Here is a 16,391-nt window from a genome sequence, read left to right on the forward strand (position 1 = left end):
ACACCAACCCCGAGAGTCCTACGTTCGCGTCGCGTGAGTCCTACGTTCAGGCACCCCGAGTTGAACGCTCATGACGAACGGCGTTAGGGCTGAGCGTTCAACTCGCCTGTTCTGAACGTAGGACTCACGCGTTCTGGACGTAGGACTCACGCGGTCTGGACGTAGGACACTCGGGTGGTCAGCGGAACAGGCGCAGCGGCACGGCGGCGGCCATCGCGGCCATCCCCGCGTCGTTCGGGTGGAGGTGGTCGCCGCTGTCGTAGGCGGCCAGCAGGCGGTCCGGTTGGTGCGGGTCGCGGACGGCGCGGTCGAAGTCGATCACGCCGTCGTACTCGCCGCCGGTGCGGATCCACTGGTTCACGGTCTGGCGCGCGGCCTCGTTCTCCGGGCTGAAGTAGCCGAACGTGTCGCCGCGGAACGGCGTGATCGTGCCGCCGTGGATGCGCAGGCCCGCCGCGTGGGCACGGGCGATGAGCTGCCGGTGCGCGCCGATGATGTCCTGCGCGGTCACCTTCTCCGACAGCGGCGCGCTCGTGCCGGGGTGGCCGAGGTCGTTCACTCCCAGCAGCACGACCACGTGCCCGACGCCCGGCTGGGCCAGCACGTCGCGGTCGAAGCGGCGCAGCGCGGCCTGCCCGAAGTACGCCGCGTAGCCCTCCGCCGGGTGGCCGACCGGCGGGTTCGGGTCGTGCAGCAGCCGGTTGCCGCTGATGCCCTCGTTGACCACGCCCAGGTGCCGCAGGCCGCGGTCGGCCTGGAAGCGGCGGGCCAGGACGTCGGGCCAGCGCCGGTTCGCGCCGCGCGTGGTCTCCGCGCCGTCGGTGATGGAGTCGCCGAACGCCACCACGGTCGACCCGCGCTTGCCGCCCGTGACGCTGACGCCGGTGAGGAAGTGCCACTTGCCGAGCACGGCGGTCGGGGTGATGTCCGCCCGGCCCGTGACGTTGCCCGCCGCGACCCACCCGTCCTGGTACGGGAAGGCGTGCACGGTGTTCCCGGGCGTGCGCTGCGGCAGGTGGATGCTGACCACCAGGTCCGAGTCGGCCGCCACGGGCAGCGTCACGGGGTCGCTGAGCAGCGGCGTGCCGGGCGGCAGGGTCGCCGACGGCCGCCCGCCGAAGGTCAGCCGCCGGTCGCTGCCCGGCTCGATCGCCGACGCCGCGCCCGCCCGTCGGGCCACCCGGGCCTCGCCGACCACCAGCGGCGCGGTGCCGAACTCGTTGGACAGCCGCACGCGGACCGTGCTGCCGCCCACGCTGAGGTGCACGACCTGGCGCAGCGTCTGGTCCTCGAACGACGTGGTGTCCGAGGCGGGCACGGTGGTGGGCGAGGTCGCCCACGCGCCGACCCACGTGGCGCGCGGTGACGCGGACGCCGCGGTCGGCAGCAGGAGCAGCAGGGCGGCCAACGCCGCCGTCGTGGTGCGCTTCACGTTCGAACCCTTCAGCGACGGGCGGGACGGTCGAAGCGCCAGCCGTCGGCGCGCAGTTCGGGGATGAGCCTGGCCACCGCGTCCACGGTCTGGCCGCGCTCGTTCGGGCCGTCGTGCATCAGCACCACCGCGCCCTCGGTGAGGCCGTCCTTGACCCGGCGCACCAGCTCGTCCACGCCCGGCGGTTCCCAGTCGCCGATGGCGAGCTTCCAGCCCAAGGAGGTCATCCCCAGCTTCGCCGCGACCTGCGGGGTCTGCCCCCAGCTGCCGTAGGGCGCGCGGAAGTAGCGGATCGGCACGCCCGGCGCGGCGCGGTGGATGGCGGCGCTGGTCTGCCGCAGGTCCGCCTCGATCTGCTCGGGCGTCCACTGGCCCATGTCGTCGTGGTGCATGCTGTGGTTGCACAGGGTGTGCCCGCCGGCGACGATCCTGCGCACGAGCTCCGGGTTGGCCTCGACGTAGTCGCCCCACAGGCAGAACACGGCCTTGACGTGGTGGCGGCGCAGGACTTCGAGCAGGCGCGGCGTGTCGGCCGGGTTGGGGCCGTCGTCGAAGGTGAACGCGACCGTGCGGCCACCGTGCTTGGTGGAGTCGACGATGACCGGTTCGCCGGCCGCGCCCGCCGGCGCCGAGCTCAGGCCGAGCACCAGCCCCGTGGTCAACAACACCGTTCTCCACCGCATCGCGGAACCCCTTCCGTCGGACGAGCGCTTGCCACTATCAGCGCGGGATCAAGCCGCTACCAGACGTTTCGCGGATGTTTCGAGTCTCAACTGGCCGACCCGGTGCGCGCCGTGCGCCGGCGGTGCCTGCCGCACGCGCACACCGTCGGGTGGCCGATTTACCTCGTTGAATACAACGTTGTAAAACTGACTGGAGCCCAGGTCGTCGACGACGGGAGCCGAGCAATGGCGATGCGACGCCGCACGTTCCTCACCGCAACCACGGCGACGGCGCTCGGCGCGACCCTGCGCCCCGCCGACGCGGCCGCGCAGCCCGGTCCGCACTACGCCCCGCACCGGGCGCCGTTGCGGCCCGCCGCGTTCCTCCGGTTGCCGCCCGGCGCGGTGCGGGCGCGGGGCTGGTTGGCGACGCAGCCGGACAAGCACCTCAACGGCCTGAACGGGCGCCTGCCGGAGATCTCGCACTTCCTGCGCTTCGACGCCACCGGGTGGGTCCGGCCCGAGCTGGGCGGCTGGGAGGAGGTGCCGTACTGGCTGCGCGGCTACGGGGACCTCGGTTACGTCACCGGGGACGCCCGCGTCCTGGACGACACGCAGCGGTGGGTCGAGGCGGTGCTGGCGACCCAGGCGGCGGACGGGTTCTTCGGCCCGTCGGCGCTGCGCGGCTCGCTCAACGGCCACGCCGACCTGTGGCCGCACATGCCGATGCTGCACGCCCTGCGGTCGTGGGCGGAGTTCCACGACGACACCGGGTCGACCGGGCGCTGACCCGGTTCTTCGCCTTCACCGCACGTCAGCCCGACGCGGTGTTCTCCGACGGGTGGGGCGCCACGCGCTGGGGCGACGCGATGGACGTGGTGCTGTGGCTCTACAACCGCACGGGTGACACCGCGCTGCTCGACCTGACCCGGCGCATCCACCGGCTCTCCGCGGACTGGACCGGCGGCCTGCCGAGCCTGCACAACGTGAACATCGCCCAGGGCTTCCGCGAGCCGGCGCAGTTCTCGGTGCTCTCCGGCGACGACGCCCACCGGGCGGCGTCCTACCGCAACTACGACACCGTGATGGCCCGGTACGGCCAGTTCCCGGGCGGCGGGTTCGCGGGCGACGAGAACGCCCGCCCCGGTTACGGCGACCCGAGGCAGGGCTTCGAGACCTGCGGCGTGGTCGAGTACATGGGCAGCCACGAGCTGCTCACCCGGTTGACCGGCGACGCGGTGTGGGCCGACCGCACCGAGGACCTGGCGTTCAACCTCCTGCCCGCCGCGCTGGACCCGTCCGGGCGGGTGGCGCACTACGTCACGCCCGCCAACGCGGTGCGGCTGGACGACGCGCCCAAGCGCCGCCGCCAGTTCCAGAACGGCTTCGCGATGCTGGCCTACAAGCCGGGCGTCGACCAGTACCGCTGCTGCCCCCACAACTACGGCCAGGGCTGGCCGTACGTCGTCGAGGAGATGTGGCTGGCCACGGATGACGGCGGGGTGGCCGCCGCGTTGTACGGCCCGTCCGCGGTCACGGGTGAAGGTCGCCCACGGCACCGCGATCACGATCACGGAGGACACCGCGAACTCCGCGCAGGTCGTGCAGTTCGACGACAACGGCACCGCCGACCACCTGTGGCGGGTGACCCCGGAGGCCCGGTGAAGATCCAGAACCTGAACTCCACCAAGGTCCTCGCGGTGGACCGGATGTCCACCGCGGACTCCGCGCGCGTCGTCCAGTTCGCCGACGTGGGGACCGCCGACCACCGCTGGCAGTTCCTGCCCGACGCCGACGGGTGCTTCCGCATCCGCAACGCCCACTCCGGCAAGGTGCTCGGCGTGGACCGGATGTCGACCGCCGACTCGGCGATCGTCGTGCAGTTCTCCGACACCGGCACGGCCGACCACCTGTGGCAACTGCGGGCCGGCACGGACGGGCTGTGGCGGATCCAGAACGGGCACTCGGGCAAGGTGCTCGGGGTCGACGGCATGTCCTACGCCGACTCGGCCCAGGTGGTGCAGTTCGGCGACACGGGCACCCCCGACCACCTGTGGCGGTTGCTGCCCGCGTGACCGAGCCGTGGTGCAATCACGGCGTGACGACCTTCGACCAGCTCCAGAAGACCGCGCTGTCGCTGCCCGAGGTGGCCGCGCACGACGGGGCGTTCACCGTGCGGGGCGAGCGGTTCGCCTCGGCGGACGAGCACGACCGCGTCCACCTCCACCTGCCCGCCGCGGAGGTGGACGCGGTGCTCGCGGCCCACCCGACCGCCGAGCGGCTGACCGGTGGCGTGCGCGTCCCGCTCGGCGACGTCGACGGTCAGCGGCTCGACCACTGGGTGCGGCGGGCGTGGCTGTCGCGGGTCCCGCAGGACCTCGCCGCGCGGACCGTCGCGGCCGAGACCGCCGAGCCGGGAGAGGTCGGCGACCTGCCCCAGGGCATCGGGCGACCCGCCACCCGGGCGCTCACCGCCCTCGGCGTCACCACGCTCGCCCAGGTCGCCGAGCTGAGCGACGCCGAGCTGCTCGCCGTGCACGGCGTCGGCCCGAAGGCCGTCCGGGTGCTCCGCGAAGCGCTCGACCGCTGAACGGCCGGCCTCAGAACGTGTAGTTGACCACGAACGCCGGGTGGTCCGTGCGGAACATGGCGTACTCCTGCGTCGACACGAACGTCAGCGTGCGGGCGATGACGTGCTGCACGTCGCCGTCGCCCTTGCGGAACCACCCCGACGGCACGCAGTTCTGCGCGCTGGTCGCCGAACCCGGGCTGTACCTCAGGTTCAGGTCGCCCGCCACGACGTGCCGGGTCGTGGCGGAGCCGGTCGGGTCGTGGCCCAGCACGATCGCGGGCACGAGCTCCTTGCACTGCGCCAGCGCCGTCGTCGCGGTCGTGCTCAGGTGCGTGGTGCAGGCGGTGAACGCGCGCACCTCGCTCAGCGCGCACGCCCAGGCCCGGACCTCGGTGCCGCTGTCCTGCGCGGTGTAGACGCCCTGGCCGCCGGAACGGATGCCCTCCTTGACGATGATCGCGCTGCCGTACGCGCCGCGGCCGTCGGTGCACTCGATGTTCGCGCCCGTGGTCTTCCGCAGCGCGAACGCGAACCGGTACTCGGCGGTCGTGCCCACGGCGGCGGTCAGCCGGGGCAGGTCGGACAGGCACACCTCGTTCACCGACACCACGTCCGGCAGTCGGCGCTGGATCATCGTCACGGCCTCGCCCACGGCCTGCCCGCCCTGGTAGCAGCCGGCGACACCGCTGTTGCACAGGTTCAGCTGCAACACCTTGAACGCGGTGGCGGCGGTGGCGGGCGGCGTCACCAGCCCGCAGAGCAGGAGGACGGCCAGGGCGGCGCCGGCGGCCCGGCGGGAACGGAGAAGGCCCATGCCGACCATCCTCGCCCACCCCACCGGCCGTGACCAGGGTTGATACCTTCCCCGCATGGCGTTCACGCTGGAGCAGCTACGGGGTTTCGTAGCCGTCGCCGAGGAGCTGCACTTCAGCCGTGCCGCCGCCCGGCTGGCGATGACGCAGCCGCCGCTGAGCAGGCAGATCCAGAAGCTGGAACGGGCCGTCGGCGCGCAGCTGCTGGTCCGGGACAACCGCCGCGTCACGCTCACCGCGGCGGGCGAGGTGTTCCTGGTCGAGGCGCGGCGGCTGCTGTCGCTGGCCGACACCGCGCCCGAGCTGGCCCGGCGGGTGTCCTCGGGGTCCAGCGGCGTGGTGCGCGTCGGCTTCACCGCCGCGGCGACCTACGGCGTGCTCGGCCGGCTGCTGGACGAGCTGGCCGGGCACCTGCCGGACGTGGACGTGGAGCTGGCCGAGCTGGTGACCCGCGAGCAGGTCGCCGCGCTGGTGAACGAGGAGATCGACCTGGGGCTGGGCCGGCCGCCGTTCGACGAGGCGACGTTCGGCTCCCGGCTGCTGCACCGGGAGGGGCTGCTGGTCGCCGTGCCCGGCGGGCACCCGCTGGCGGCGCTCGGGCGGGACGCGACCGCCGCCGACGTGGTCCGCGAGCGCGTGATCATGCACTCGCCCACGGACGCGCGGTACTTCTACGACCTGGTCGTGCGGACCGTGCCGGTGGCCCCGGAGCACGTCGTGCACACGGTCGGCCAGGTGCTCACCATGCTCTGGCTGGTCGCGGCGGGCCGCGGGGTCGCGTTCGTGCCGGAGTCCGCGGCCCGGCTGCGCATCGACGGCGTCGAATTCGTCCGGCTGGAGACCGCGGTGGCCCGGCCGGTGGAGCTGCACCTGGTGTGGCTGCGGGCCTGCGCGAACCCGGCGCTGTGGCGGACGTTGCGCGTCCTGGAGGACCGCACGCCCTTCGAGTGATGCACGCCGAGCATCACGCCATGCCAAAGAACTCTTGGACATGCATCACCGCTGGTCCATACGGTGTGGTCGTGACGAACCCCGCCGCTCTCGCCGACCGACTCGCCTCCGGGTTGCTGTCCTTCCCGGTCACCCACTTCGACGCCGAGCTGCGCTTCGACGAGGCCCGCTACCGCGAGCACCTGGCCTGGCAGTCGAGCTTCGACGTGGCCGGCCTGTTCGCCGCCGGCGGCACCGGCGAGGGGTTCTCGATGACCCCCGACGAGGTGGACCGGGTCGTGCGCGTCGCCGTGGACGAGGTGGGCGGCAAGGTGCCCGTGATCGCGCCGGCGACCGGGGCCACCGCCGTGTCGGTGGCGCAGGCGCGTGCCGCCGAGGCCGCGGGCGCGTCCGGCGTGCTGCTGTTCCCGCCCTACCTCACCGAGGCCAGCCAGCGCGGGCTGGTCGAGCACGTCTCCGCGGTGTGCCGGGCCACCGGGCTGGGCGTGATCGTCTACAGCCGCGCCAACGCCGTGCTGACCGACGCGACCGTGGCCGAGCTGGCCGACCGCAACCCCAACCTGATCGGCCTCAAGGACGGGGTCGGCGACGTCGAGCAGCTGACCCGCACCTACGCCCGCGTCGGCGACCGGCTGATCTACATCGGCGGCCTGCCGACCGCGGAGACGTTCGCCCTGCCGCTGCTCCAGCTCGGCGCGACCACGTACTCGTCGGCGCTGTTCAACTTCGCGCCCGCGTTCGCGCTGCGGTTCTACGCCGCCGTCCGCGCGCAGGACCGGGCCGCCGTGTACGGGATGCTGCGCGACTTCGTCATCCCCTACCTGGACATCCGCGACCGCGCCCGCGGGTACGCGGTGTCGATCGTGAAGGCCGGCCTGACCGCCGTGGGCCGGGACGGCGGCCCCGTGCGCCCGCCGTTGAGCGACCTGACCGACGACGAGCTGGCCCGGCTCACCACCCTGGTCCAGCGCGTCGCCTGAGCGAAGGAGTCCGATGTCCGCCAGTTCCGACCGGATCAGCGAGGTCGCGCTGTCGTCGGTGACCCTGCCGCTGCCCACCGCAGTCAGCGACGCCAAGGTGTTCACCGGAAGGCAGCGGCCGATGACCGAGGTCGCGGTGCTGTTCGCCGAGATCCGCACCGAGGCCGGGCTGGAGGGCGTCGGGTTCGGCTACAGCAAGCGCGCGGGCGGGCCCGCCCAGTTCGCGCACGCCCGCGAGGTCGCGCCCGACCTGATCGGCGAGGACCCCAACGACATCGGCCGGCTGTGGACCAAGCTGGTCTGGGCGGGCGCGTCGGTCGGGCGCAGCGGCGCGGCCACGCAGGCGCTGGCCGCGTTCGACATCGCGCTGTGGGACCTCAAGGCCAAGCGGGCCGACCTGCCGCTGGCCAAGCTGCTCGGCGCGCACCGCGACTCGGTGCGCTGCTACAACACCTCCGGCGGGTTCCTGCACGAGACCGTCGAGCAGATCAAGGACAACGCGACCCGCACGCTGGAGTCCGGCGTCGGCGGCATCAAGATCAAGGTGGGCCTGCCGGACCGGGCGGAGGACCTGCGCCGGGTCGCGGCCGTCCGCGAGCACCTCGGCGACGGCGTGCCGCTGATGGTCGACGCCAACCAGCAGTGGGACCGCCCCACCGCGATGCGGGTCGGCCGGGCGCTGGACGAGTTCGACCTGGTGTGGATCGAGGAGCCCCTGGACGCCTACGACGTCGAGGGCCACGCCGAGCTGACCCGGTCGCTGACCACCGCCGTCGCCTCCGGCGAGATGCTGACCAGCGTCGGCGAGCACTACGAGCTGATCCGCGCCGGGGCCGTCGACGTCCTGCAACCGGACGCGCCGCGCATCGGCGGCATCACCCAGTTCCTCAAGCTCGCCGCGCTCGCCGACCACCACCACCTCCAGCTCGCGCCCCACTTCGCCATGGAGATCCACGTCCACCTCGCCGCGGCCTACCCGCGCGAACCGTGGGTCGAGCACTTCGACTGGCTGCACCCGCTGTTCGAGGAGCGGCTGGAGACCCGCGACGGCCGGATGCACCTGTCCGACCGGCCCGGCCTCGGCATCACGCTCACCGACCAGGCCCGGGCCTGGACCGTCGAGACCGCGAAGGTGGGCTCACCCCGGTGACGGGGGCCCGCGGGTGAACGCGGTCCTGTCCGGTTTCGCGACCCTCGTCGCGGTGATCGCGGTCGGCTGGATCGCCGGCCGCGCCCGCGTGCTCGGCGAGGGCGCGGCCGTCGTGCTGTCCCGGCTCTCGTACTTCATCGCGACGCCGGCGCTGCTGCTGCTCACCCTCGCCGACGCGGACCCGTCCACGATGCTGTCCCCCACCCTGGTGGCCACGGCGGGCAGCGCGGTGCTGTGCGCGCTGGTCTACCTCGTCGTCGCGTGGTGGCGGTGGCGGCCGCGCGCCGGCCACCTGGCCACCGGCGCCCTCGCCACGTCCTACGTCAACGCGGGCAACCTCGGCATCGCCATCGCGGTGTACGTGCTCGGCGATGCCTCCCTGGTCGCGCCCGTGCTGCTGTTCCAGGTGCTGGTGCTGGCGCCGATCGGGCTGACCGTGCTGGCCGCGTCACGCGACGCGGGCCCGGACGGGCCGTCCCGCGCCCACCTGCTGACGCAGCCCTTCCGCACACCGCTGGTGATCGGCTGCGCGCTGGGGCTGGCGCTGTCCGCGCTCGACTGGATGCCGCCCGCCCCGGTGCTGCGGCCGGTCGAGCTGCTCGCCGACCTCGCCGTCCCGGCCGCCCTGCTCGCCTACGGCGCGAGCCTGCACGGCGCGCCGCGTCCCGCCTCCGGCGGCACGGCCGGGCAGGTGTGGCTGGTGGTCGCGCTGAAGACCGCGGCGCAGCCCGCGCTGGCCTGCGCGCTGGGCCGCTGGGTGCTCCACCTGGACGACCCGGCGCTGCTGGCCGTCACCATCGCCTCGGCGCTGCCCACCGCGCAGAACGTGTTCGTCTACGCCACGGCCTACGACCAGGGCACCGAACTGGCGCGGGACGCCGTGCTGATCACCACCGTCCTCTCGGTGCCGGTCCTCGCCGGCATCGCCATCGCCCTGGGCTGAACCCTCACCGTCCCGGCGTCACCGAGGACGCCACGACGAGCGGTGCGAGCTGGACCCAGTCGACGTTCGGGCCCCACGCGGCCGGGTTGCCGAACGTGAGCGCGCCGTCCTCGGTGACCAGGTCGAGCGGCGAGGTCTCCGGCCAGAAGCCGTCCCAGGTGTAGTTGTGGCGGTACGGCGCGCTGGTCGCGCGACCCCCTTCCTCGGTGGCGACGAGCGTCCGGGTGATGGTGTCCGTGTTGTACGGGTGGCCGGTGTTCTTCTCCGCCTGGGCGTAGGCCACCGTGAGGTTGTACCGGCCGGCGCCGAACCCGGCCGGCCGCGGGACGGTCAGCGTGCCGCCGTGGCCCAGCCGGCCGACGTACTCGCCGCCGGAGGCCCACGGCCCGGGGACCACCACCGCTCCCCCGTCCAGCCTGCCCACCTCGGCTTCCACGCGGACCGCCCGCCGGTCCGACGCGGCGTCGCGCACGGAGGTCAGCGTGCCGAGCACCAGCGGCGTGCGGCCCTGGTTGGACAGCACGACCTCCGTGACGCCGGCCTTGAGGTGCGCCGTCACGCGACCCGACCACGTGCCGGCGCGGTCGGTGGTCAGGTCGTCCACCCGGCGTCCGGACAGGGCGAGGCCGAGCGCGTCGCGCCCGGCGCCGAGCCAGGTGGTGGACAACGCGTAGTAGCCGTCCTCGGCGGCCGACACGTACGTGGTCACGGCGTCACCCGGGCCCAGGACGACCGCACCGGGCACGGCGAGCCGGAGCGCGCGTGCGCCGCGGTCGACCGTGCCGCCCGACCGGCGCGCCTCGGTGAGCGGGTACACCGCCCGCTCCGGGCCGGTGACCTCGGTCAGGTCGAACCGGTCCAGCGTCACGTCGGACGGCGCGCCCAGGAAGCCGCCGGGTCCGCTGGTGCGCAGCGAGACGCGGTGCCGGCCCGCGGCCAGCGTGACCGGTGTGTCGAGCCGACCGCGGTACACCCGGTCCAACGTGGCCGGGAAGGTCAGGTCGGCCACGTGCGCGTCGTCCACGTACAGCGCCTGCCTGCCCACGAACCCGTCGGTCCCGTAGAACACGCCCAGCCGGTACGTCCCGTCCCGCGGCACGTCCACGTCGACCGTGACGCGGGAGCCCGGGTCCTGCATGAACCCGACGTCCTTGCCGCCCGACGTGGTGTAGCGCTGGGCCATGTCGTGCGAGCCCGAGCCGTCGTCCTGCGTGACCACGACGGCGTGCTCAACCGCGCCCGACTCGGCCTCGTAGCCCGCCTGCCACGGCGCGTCGGCCGCGGGCGGGGCACCGAGGCCCGCCCGGGTGATCACCACCTGGTAGGCGGCCAGCGGGTCACCGCCGGGCACCGCGATCGTCGCCCGGCCACCGACCACCCGGACCCTGGCCGCCGCGATTACCGGCGGCTGCCCCGCGTCACCCTCGTAGCCCGACCAGGTGGTCTTGGAGACCCGCACGTCGACGTGGTCGCCGAACACCCGCCGGTCCAGGCCCGTCACGGCGACGTCCACCGGGTTCGCGGTGCCGCCGAGCAGAACGGTCGCCTTGGCGTCGTCACGGTCGAGCGCGGCCAGCCCCTGCACCGTGTCCCTGGTGCTCGGCCGCGGCGGCGTGACGCGGACCGTGTCGCCGGACAGGTCGGCGTACCACTTGGTCAGCCACCAGCCGCCGTTGGCCCGGCTCGCGCGCACGGCGTGGTCGCTGAGGTTGCCCGCCATGGTCCAAAACGCCATCTGCCCGTCGACCTTGGTCTCCTCCAGCATGGCGATCCACTGGACGAGTCGGCCGGGCACGGAGGTGTCACGCCGGTTGGAGTACTCGTTGACGGTGATCGGCCGCGGCTCGATGCCCAGTTCCCGCTCCAGCGCCCGGTAGTCCCGGTGGTGCTCGCGGTAGGTGGTCAGGGAGTCCGGCCCCAGCTCGTGCCAGGTGACGATGTCGGGCAGCACGTCGTGGGCCTTGGCGTGGGTGAGCAGGTCGCGCAGGTGGTCGTGGCGGTACCGCGTCTCGCCCGGACCGGTGATGCGGGCGTCGGGCAGCACGGACTTCACCACCCGGTACACCCGCGTCCAGTCGGCGAGGAACCGGTCCTTCCCCGCGGCCCAGTCGCCGTACCAGATCCAGTCCGGCTCGTTGAAGATCGTCCACGCGAACCGGTCGCGGTCCGGCCGCGCGGCGACCGCCTCCAGCTGGGGCCGCAGCCGTGCGACGTAGTCGTCGATGCCCAGGTCCTGGTACGGCCAACCGCTGTAGACGTCCTGCGCGTAGACGTGCAGGTCGGTGCCGCCGGCGGCGAAGAAGCCGTCCGCCACCTCCAGCGCGTCGCCGTTGGGGTGCTGCTCGCCGCCCGGCGCCTTCTGGGAGACCGTGCGCGGGCGCATGCCGGCGATCAGGTCGTGCGACGGCACGCCGGGGTCGCCGAGGCCGTAGAGGATGCCGGTCGCGCCGCCGTGGAACGCGCCCGTGGGCGAACCCAGGTCGACCCGCAGCGTCTCGGTGGCCGCGGCTGTCGCCGACCAGGCGGTGGCAGCGGTGGGGACCGCCGGGACGGCCGGTGTGCACGCCGGGGGTCGGTGTCGCATCGGTGCTCCCGTTCTCACTTGACCGCGCCGCTGGTGATGCCGGCGATGATCCGCCGCTGCGCGATCACCAGAACGGTGACCAGCGGCAGGCTCATCACGGTCACGTAGGCGAAGACGAGGTGCCAGTTGTCGAGGTGCAGCCCCGCGCCGGCGACGCGGAACAGGTTGAGCGGCAACGTGTCCAGCCGCCCGCCGATCACGAAGAACGCGTAGAACACGTCGTTCCACACGTAGAGGCAGATGAGGATCGTGGCGGTGGCCAGCACCGGCCGCAGCATCGGCAGGACCACCCGCCGGAACACGGTGAACGGCCCCGCGCCGTCGATCCGGGCGGCCTCCTCCAGCGCCACCGGGATCGTCCGCACGAACCCAGTGACGAAGAAGATGACCGTGGACATGTAGATGCCCGTGTAGACGCCGATCATGCCGATCGCGCTGCCCGCCAGACCGAGGTGGCGCAGCAGCAGCACGACCGTGACGACGGCGGGCGGCAGCACGATGCCGCTGATGCCCAACGCGTACAGCGCGGCGGTGAGCCGGGTGGTGCGCCGGGCCAGCACCCACGCGGCCATCGACCCGAACACGAGCAGCGCGAACACCGCGGGCACCACCACGAGCCACAGCGGAACGCCGATCACGCCCAGGGCGAGCATTGTCGCGACGAACGGTTGCAGCCTGGTCCAGACGCGCGCGTCGCTCACAGGACCTCCTCTCGCCCGCGCAGCAGGCGGATCAGCGGGAAGGCGAGCAGCGCGACGAGCAGGAACAGCACCAGGCTCATCGCGGGGTCCTGGGTCGCCTCGGCCACCTCTTCCGGTGACATCGTGCCGACGACCATGTCGGCGAGGTTGAGGTACAGGTCCGGGTTGGCGACCGCGTGGACCTGCATGGACCCGACCGCGGTCGGCAGGGCGGCGTGCACGTCGAGCAGGGCCCGCGGCACACCGGGCGGGTTGGGGATTTCCGGCTGGAGCGACACCGTGTTGCGGGAGGCGATGAAGTCCGGGTAGCCGGGCCCCATCCAGAACGCCAGCAGCTGCCGCGCGGCGGCCTCCCGCCGGGCGTCACCGGTGCGGAACCCGACCAGGGCGTTGGACTGGTCCGGGATGAACGTGCCGACCCGGCCGGACGGCGAGATCGGGAAGAACCCGATCCGGCGGTCCAGCGTGGCGGTGTCGGCCTTGGCCTGGAGCTGGCCGAAGAACGAGTCGACCTGCACCACCATGGCGGCCTCGCCGTCGAGCAGCGCGGTGCCCTGGTCGGTGAACTTCGCGGTCTTGATGTCGGCGTTGAACAGGCCCTCGTCGATCAGCGACTCGTACTCCTTGATCGCGTCGAGCACGACCGGGCCGGAGAACGTCTCCTGCTTGGTGTTGATCCGGTCCCAGAGGCCGTCCGCCGCGGCGTCGGCGAGCTGGACGTGCACCCACCACTGGGTGGCCCACCGGTCGGCGGCCATCTCGAAGAACGGCCTGACGCCCCTGCCCTTGAGCGTGCGGGCCAGGGTGACCATGTCGTCGAAGTTCTTCGGCAGTTCGGTGACGCCGTGCGCCGCCAAGACCTCCTTGTTGTAGTAGACGCCTTCGACGGCGGGGCTGGTGACGAGCGCCGCGTACCGCGTGCCGTCGAGGATGCCGGTGAGGTCGCGCAGCTCCGGCGCCACCTTCGGCAGCCAGGGCGCGTCGTCGAGCGGCTGGAGGTTGGCCTTGGCGTTGACGGCGGTGAGCATGGAGGCGGTGGGCCGCCAGAACGCCAGGTCCGGCTTGTCGCCGGTGGCGACCTTGGTCTGCACGCCCTGCTCGTAGGGGTCGAGGATGGTCACCACGTCCACGGTCGCGCCGGTGGCCTGCTCGAACGCGGCCACGACCCGCTCCGGCACCGCGGTGCTGTTCTGCGCCGCCCAGACGGTCAGCCGCACGCCGTCGAGCGACGCGGTGGGGTCGGCCCAGCCGACCGCACCGCCGGCGGGCGCGTCCGCGGCCGGGTCGCTGCACGCGGCGAGGCCCAGCGCGAGCGCCGCGGCGGTGGCGACCCGGATCCATCGGTTCATCGTGCTGATCCTCCCGTGGGTGGGGTGGCGGTGATCCGGAAGAGCCGCGCGGAAGCGGTGTCGTGCCGGGTGGGCGCCAGCGTCAGCACCCCCGCAGCGCGGTCCCAGGTGCGGGTCCACGCGGGCAGGTGGCGCGGGTAGAGCACGTCCACGTCGACGTGCCGCCCGCGCAGGTGGGGCAGCGACAGCGGCACGTCCGGGCCCGCGCCCTCGCGCCGCCACACGGCCACGTGCGTGACGTCGCCGGAGCGCAGGCCCAGGCTCAGCCACGGGTCGCTCCACCCGGGCAGGCCCAGCGGCCACACCGGGACCGAGGTCGCCAGGTCGGCCCGGATGTCCCGGAACACGCGCACGGCGTCGCGCACCGACCGCAGCTGGTCGGCGGTCATCAGGTCCAGCCGACCGGACAGGTACAGCCGGCCGAGCATCCCGGTGCACAGGGTGTGGGCGACCAGCTCGTCCGCCATGTCCGGCTGCGGGTAGGCCCAGCTCGCCGACTGCTCCGGCAGCACCGACAGCGGGGCGGCGACCGCGATCGGCGGGTAGCGCAGCGGGTCCTGCTGGTCGCTGGTGGACTGGAGCTGCATCCGGGACAGCAGCGCGTAATCCATCCGCATCGCCCCGGACGCGCAGTTCTCCAGGACCAGGTCGGGGTGGCGGTCCAGGAGCCGGTCCACCCACCGCAGGTGGGCCCGGTTGTGCGCGAGCAGGCCCGCCCCGGCGCTGTCGGCGGCGAAGTCCGTGCCCGGACCCGGGTCGACGTTGTAGTCCAGCTTCAGGTAGCCGACGCCCAGGTCCCCGACCAGCCGGTCGACCACGCCGTCCAGGTGCGCGACGGCGTCCGGGTGGCGCAGGTCCAGCACGTACCGGCCGTGCTCGACCAGCCGGACGCCGCCCCGCTGGAGGAACGCGGCGGCCGGGAGCTCGTCGGCCACCGGGCTGCGCACCCCGATCACCTCGGGCTCCAGCCACAGGCCGGGCACCATGCCGCGCTCGCGGATGCGGGTGAGCACCTCGGCGATCCCGCTCGGGAACCGGGTCCGCGACGGCTGCCACGCGCCCACGCCGTCCCACCAGCCCGTGCCGTCGTCGTACCAGCCGGCGTCGACGCAGAACACCTCCGCGCCGACGTCGGCCGCGGCGTCGACCAGCGGCAGCAGCTTGGCCGTGGTCGGGTCGCCCATCAGCGTGTTCATGTAGTCGTTGAACACCACCGGCAACGCGGTCCGGTCGCGGTGCGGTCGGACGAGCTCGCGCCGGTGCGCGGTGAGCGCGGCGACCGCGCCGTCCACACCGGACTCCGACACGGCCACCGAGACCGGGACGGTGGTGAACGACCCGCCCGGCGGCAGGGAGTGCTGCCACTGGTGGTCGACGTCGGTCGGCCCGAGCAGCGCGAGGTACGCGCCGCCGAGCCGTTCGCCGACCTCCCACCGCCACGCGCCGTTGTGCTCGACCTGCCACAGCCACGACTGCCCGCCGGCGCGGTCCACCAGCCCGGCGGTCGGCAGGTGCGTGCCGGTGGACCACGTGCCCGTGCTGACGGCGGCGAACCGGCCCCGGCCGTCCTGCCCGTGCAGCCCGAGGTTGAGGTCGGGGGTGACGCCGTCGCGCAGCGGGTGGCGCGTCCACCGCCCCTCCCCCAACCACTCGCTCTCGCCGCGCAGCAGGTCCACGTCCTCGACCCGGGCTCCCGGGAACCCGGCGGCGAACGACGTGACGCCCTGCACCAGCACCGGCGCCGGGCCGCGGTTCGTCACCGTCGTGCGGACCTGGCAGGCCGCGACGCCCTCCACCGACCGGAACGACGTGCGCGCGACCAGCCCGGTCCGCTCGTCGCGCAGGTCGACGTGCAGCTCGCTCCACCCGCCGTCCCGCGTGCGGGCCGAACCGGCGTAGGTCATGCGGGTGCCGAGGGCGGTCTCGGAGAACCGGTGCGAGGCACGGGCCCGCCCCTCCCCGGCCACCAGCACCTCCACCAGCGGCTGGGTGGCCCTGGGGTGGTCGGGTCGCGGACCGGTGGCGAGCGTGCGGACGCCGACCGGGCCGTCCGGGGACACGTCCACGACGAGTTCCAGCGCCGAGTGGCCCCAGACCACGGTCGTGGCGGACTCCAACGAGATCACGGTGCTCCTGTCGTGTGGTGGCGAGGACCGGGCGGCTAGTGTCCTGCGCCTGAAGTTCGTTGATGAATTGTAGGGTTGTCGGGTGGCTCGTAGGGGTCGGCCGGTGGCCGCGGTGGTGTTGACGGACGA

Annotated in this window: 14 protein-coding genes; 7 read left to right on the plus strand and 7 right to left on the minus strand. The window is 73.4% G+C overall.

Going from position 1 to position 16,391, the window contains the following annotated elements; translation table 11 throughout:
- Positions 1-178: 178 nt before the first annotated feature.
- Together ACIQMJ_RS27620 and ACIQMJ_RS27625 are read right to left on the minus strand one after the other, a co-directional pair.
- Entirely contained in the window at positions 179-1,432 is a 1,254-nt protein-coding gene (locus ACIQMJ_RS27620) for an SGNH/GDSL hydrolase family protein (RefSeq protein ID WP_499763901.1), read from the minus strand.
- A gap of 11 nt (positions 1,433-1,443) precedes the next feature.
- Positions 1,444-2,115, minus strand: coding sequence for a polysaccharide deacetylase family protein (locus ACIQMJ_RS27625; RefSeq protein WP_499763902.1), 672 nt, complete (start codon positions 2,113-2,115; stop codon positions 1,444-1,446).
- 225 nt (positions 2,116-2,340) lie between these two features.
- Between ACIQMJ_RS27625 and ACIQMJ_RS27630 the strand changes: the two genes are divergently transcribed.
- Genes ACIQMJ_RS27630 through ACIQMJ_RS27640 form a run of 3 tightly spaced genes read left to right on the plus strand, consistent with a single transcriptional unit; the run spans position 2,341 to position 4,684 of the window.
- On the plus strand, positions 2,341-2,883 hold the full coding sequence (locus ACIQMJ_RS27630; protein ID WP_499763903.1) for a hypothetical protein: 543 nt from the start codon (positions 2,341-2,343) through the stop codon (positions 2,881-2,883).
- A complete protein-coding gene (locus ACIQMJ_RS27635) occupies positions 2,841-4,169 on the plus strand; it encodes a beta-L-arabinofuranosidase domain-containing protein (protein WP_499763904.1) in 1,329 nt (442 codons plus the stop codon). The genes ACIQMJ_RS27630 and ACIQMJ_RS27635 overlap by 43 nt, the downstream gene beginning before the upstream one ends.
- Before the next feature lie 23 nt (positions 4,170-4,192).
- Positions 4,193-4,684 (plus strand): hypothetical protein, encoded by a 492-nt coding sequence (locus ACIQMJ_RS27640; RefSeq protein WP_499763905.1) that lies wholly within the window; start codon positions 4,193-4,195, stop codon positions 4,682-4,684.
- A 10-nt stretch (positions 4,685-4,694) separates the two neighbouring features.
- Here ACIQMJ_RS27640 and ACIQMJ_RS27645 read toward each other — a convergent pair whose 3' ends face one another.
- Positions 4,695-5,480, minus strand: coding sequence for an endonuclease/exonuclease/phosphatase family protein (locus ACIQMJ_RS27645; RefSeq protein WP_499763906.1), 786 nt, complete (start codon positions 5,478-5,480; stop codon positions 4,695-4,697).
- A gap of 55 nt (positions 5,481-5,535) precedes the next feature.
- On the opposite strand from ACIQMJ_RS27645, the gene ACIQMJ_RS27650 reads away from it, so the two are divergent.
- From ACIQMJ_RS27650 to ACIQMJ_RS27665, 4 genes are read left to right on the plus strand one after another with little or no spacing between them, the layout of a single operon-like run.
- On the plus strand, positions 5,536-6,429 hold the full coding sequence (locus tag ACIQMJ_RS27650) for a LysR family transcriptional regulator (RefSeq protein ID WP_499763907.1): 894 nt from the start codon (positions 5,536-5,538) through the stop codon (positions 6,427-6,429).
- 20 nt (positions 6,430-6,449) lie between these two features.
- The gene (gene kdgD, locus ACIQMJ_RS27655) at positions 6,450-7,409 is read left to right on the plus strand and encodes a 5-dehydro-4-deoxyglucarate dehydratase (RefSeq protein ID WP_499763908.1); all 960 of its coding nucleotides are present in this window, start codon (positions 6,450-6,452) and stop codon (positions 7,407-7,409) included.
- A gap of 13 nt (positions 7,410-7,422) precedes the next feature.
- Positions 7,423-8,559: an L-talarate/galactarate dehydratase gene (locus ACIQMJ_RS27660; RefSeq protein WP_499763909.1), complete on the plus strand. Its 1,137-nt coding sequence runs from the start codon at positions 7,423-7,425 to the stop codon at positions 8,557-8,559.
- Positions 8,560-8,572: 13 nt separating this feature from the next.
- Complete coding sequence (locus ACIQMJ_RS27665; protein ID WP_499763910.1) at positions 8,573-9,502, plus strand: AEC family transporter; 930 nt, start codon at positions 8,573-8,575, stop codon at positions 9,500-9,502.
- A 4-nt stretch (positions 9,503-9,506) separates the two neighbouring features.
- On the opposite strand, the gene ACIQMJ_RS27670 is transcribed toward ACIQMJ_RS27665, so the two are convergent.
- Genes ACIQMJ_RS27670 through ACIQMJ_RS27685 form a run of 4 tightly spaced genes read right to left on the minus strand, consistent with a single transcriptional unit; the run spans position 9,507 to position 16,262 of the window.
- Positions 9,507-12,086 (minus strand): carbohydrate-binding protein, encoded by a 2,580-nt coding sequence (locus ACIQMJ_RS27670; RefSeq protein ID WP_499763911.1) that lies wholly within the window; start codon positions 12,084-12,086, stop codon positions 9,507-9,509.
- 14 nt (positions 12,087-12,100) lie between these two features.
- Positions 12,101-12,787 carry a carbohydrate ABC transporter permease gene (locus ACIQMJ_RS27675; RefSeq protein WP_499763912.1) on the minus strand — a complete coding sequence of 229 codons (687 nt, stop codon included), beginning with the start codon at positions 12,785-12,787 and terminating at the stop codon, positions 12,101-12,103.
- The gene (locus ACIQMJ_RS27680; protein ID WP_499763913.1) at positions 12,784-14,136 is read right to left on the minus strand and encodes an ABC transporter substrate-binding protein; all 1,353 of its coding nucleotides are present in this window, start codon (positions 14,134-14,136) and stop codon (positions 12,784-12,786) included. The genes ACIQMJ_RS27675 and ACIQMJ_RS27680 overlap by 4 nt, the downstream gene beginning before the upstream one ends.
- On the minus strand, positions 14,133-16,262 hold the full coding sequence (locus ACIQMJ_RS27685; protein ID WP_499763914.1) for a glycoside hydrolase family 36 protein: 2,130 nt from the start codon (positions 16,260-16,262) through the stop codon (positions 14,133-14,135). Before ACIQMJ_RS27685 ends, ACIQMJ_RS27680 begins: the two co-directional genes overlap by 4 nt.
- Positions 16,263-16,391: the final 129 nt, after the last annotated feature.

This window comes from Actinosynnema sp. NPDC091369 (assembly GCF_044757065.1).
In the GTDB taxonomy this organism is placed as follows: domain Bacteria; phylum Actinomycetota; class Actinomycetes; order Mycobacteriales; family Pseudonocardiaceae; genus Actinosynnema.

Excerpts from the sequence above, each read along its gene's own strand:
- ACIQMJ_RS27625 (WP_499763902.1), bottom strand. The coding sequence starts at position 2,115 with ATGCGGTGGAGAACGGTGTTGTTGACCACGGGGCTGGTGCTCGGCCTG.
- ACIQMJ_RS27630 (WP_499763903.1), top strand. The coding sequence starts at position 2,341 with ATGGCGATGCGACGCCGCACGTTCCTCACCGCAACCACGGCGACGGCG.
- ACIQMJ_RS27645 (WP_499763906.1), bottom strand. The coding sequence starts at position 5,480 with ATGGGCCTTCTCCGTTCCCGCCGGGCCGCCGGCGCCGCCCTGGCCGTC.
- ACIQMJ_RS27650 (WP_499763907.1), top strand. The coding sequence starts at position 5,536 with ATGGCGTTCACGCTGGAGCAGCTACGGGGTTTCGTAGCCGTCGCCGAG.
- kdgD (WP_499763908.1), top strand. The coding sequence starts at position 6,450 with ATGCCAAAGAACTCTTGGACATGCATCACCGCTGGTCCATACGGTGTG.
- ACIQMJ_RS27660 (WP_499763909.1), top strand. The coding sequence starts at position 7,423 with ATGTCCGCCAGTTCCGACCGGATCAGCGAGGTCGCGCTGTCGTCGGTG.
- ACIQMJ_RS27670 (WP_499763911.1), bottom strand. The coding sequence starts at position 12,086 with ATGCGACACCGACCCCCGGCGTGCACACCGGCCGTCCCGGCGGTCCCC.
- ACIQMJ_RS27680 (WP_499763913.1), bottom strand. The coding sequence starts at position 14,136 with ATGAACCGATGGATCCGGGTCGCCACCGCCGCGGCGCTCGCGCTGGGC.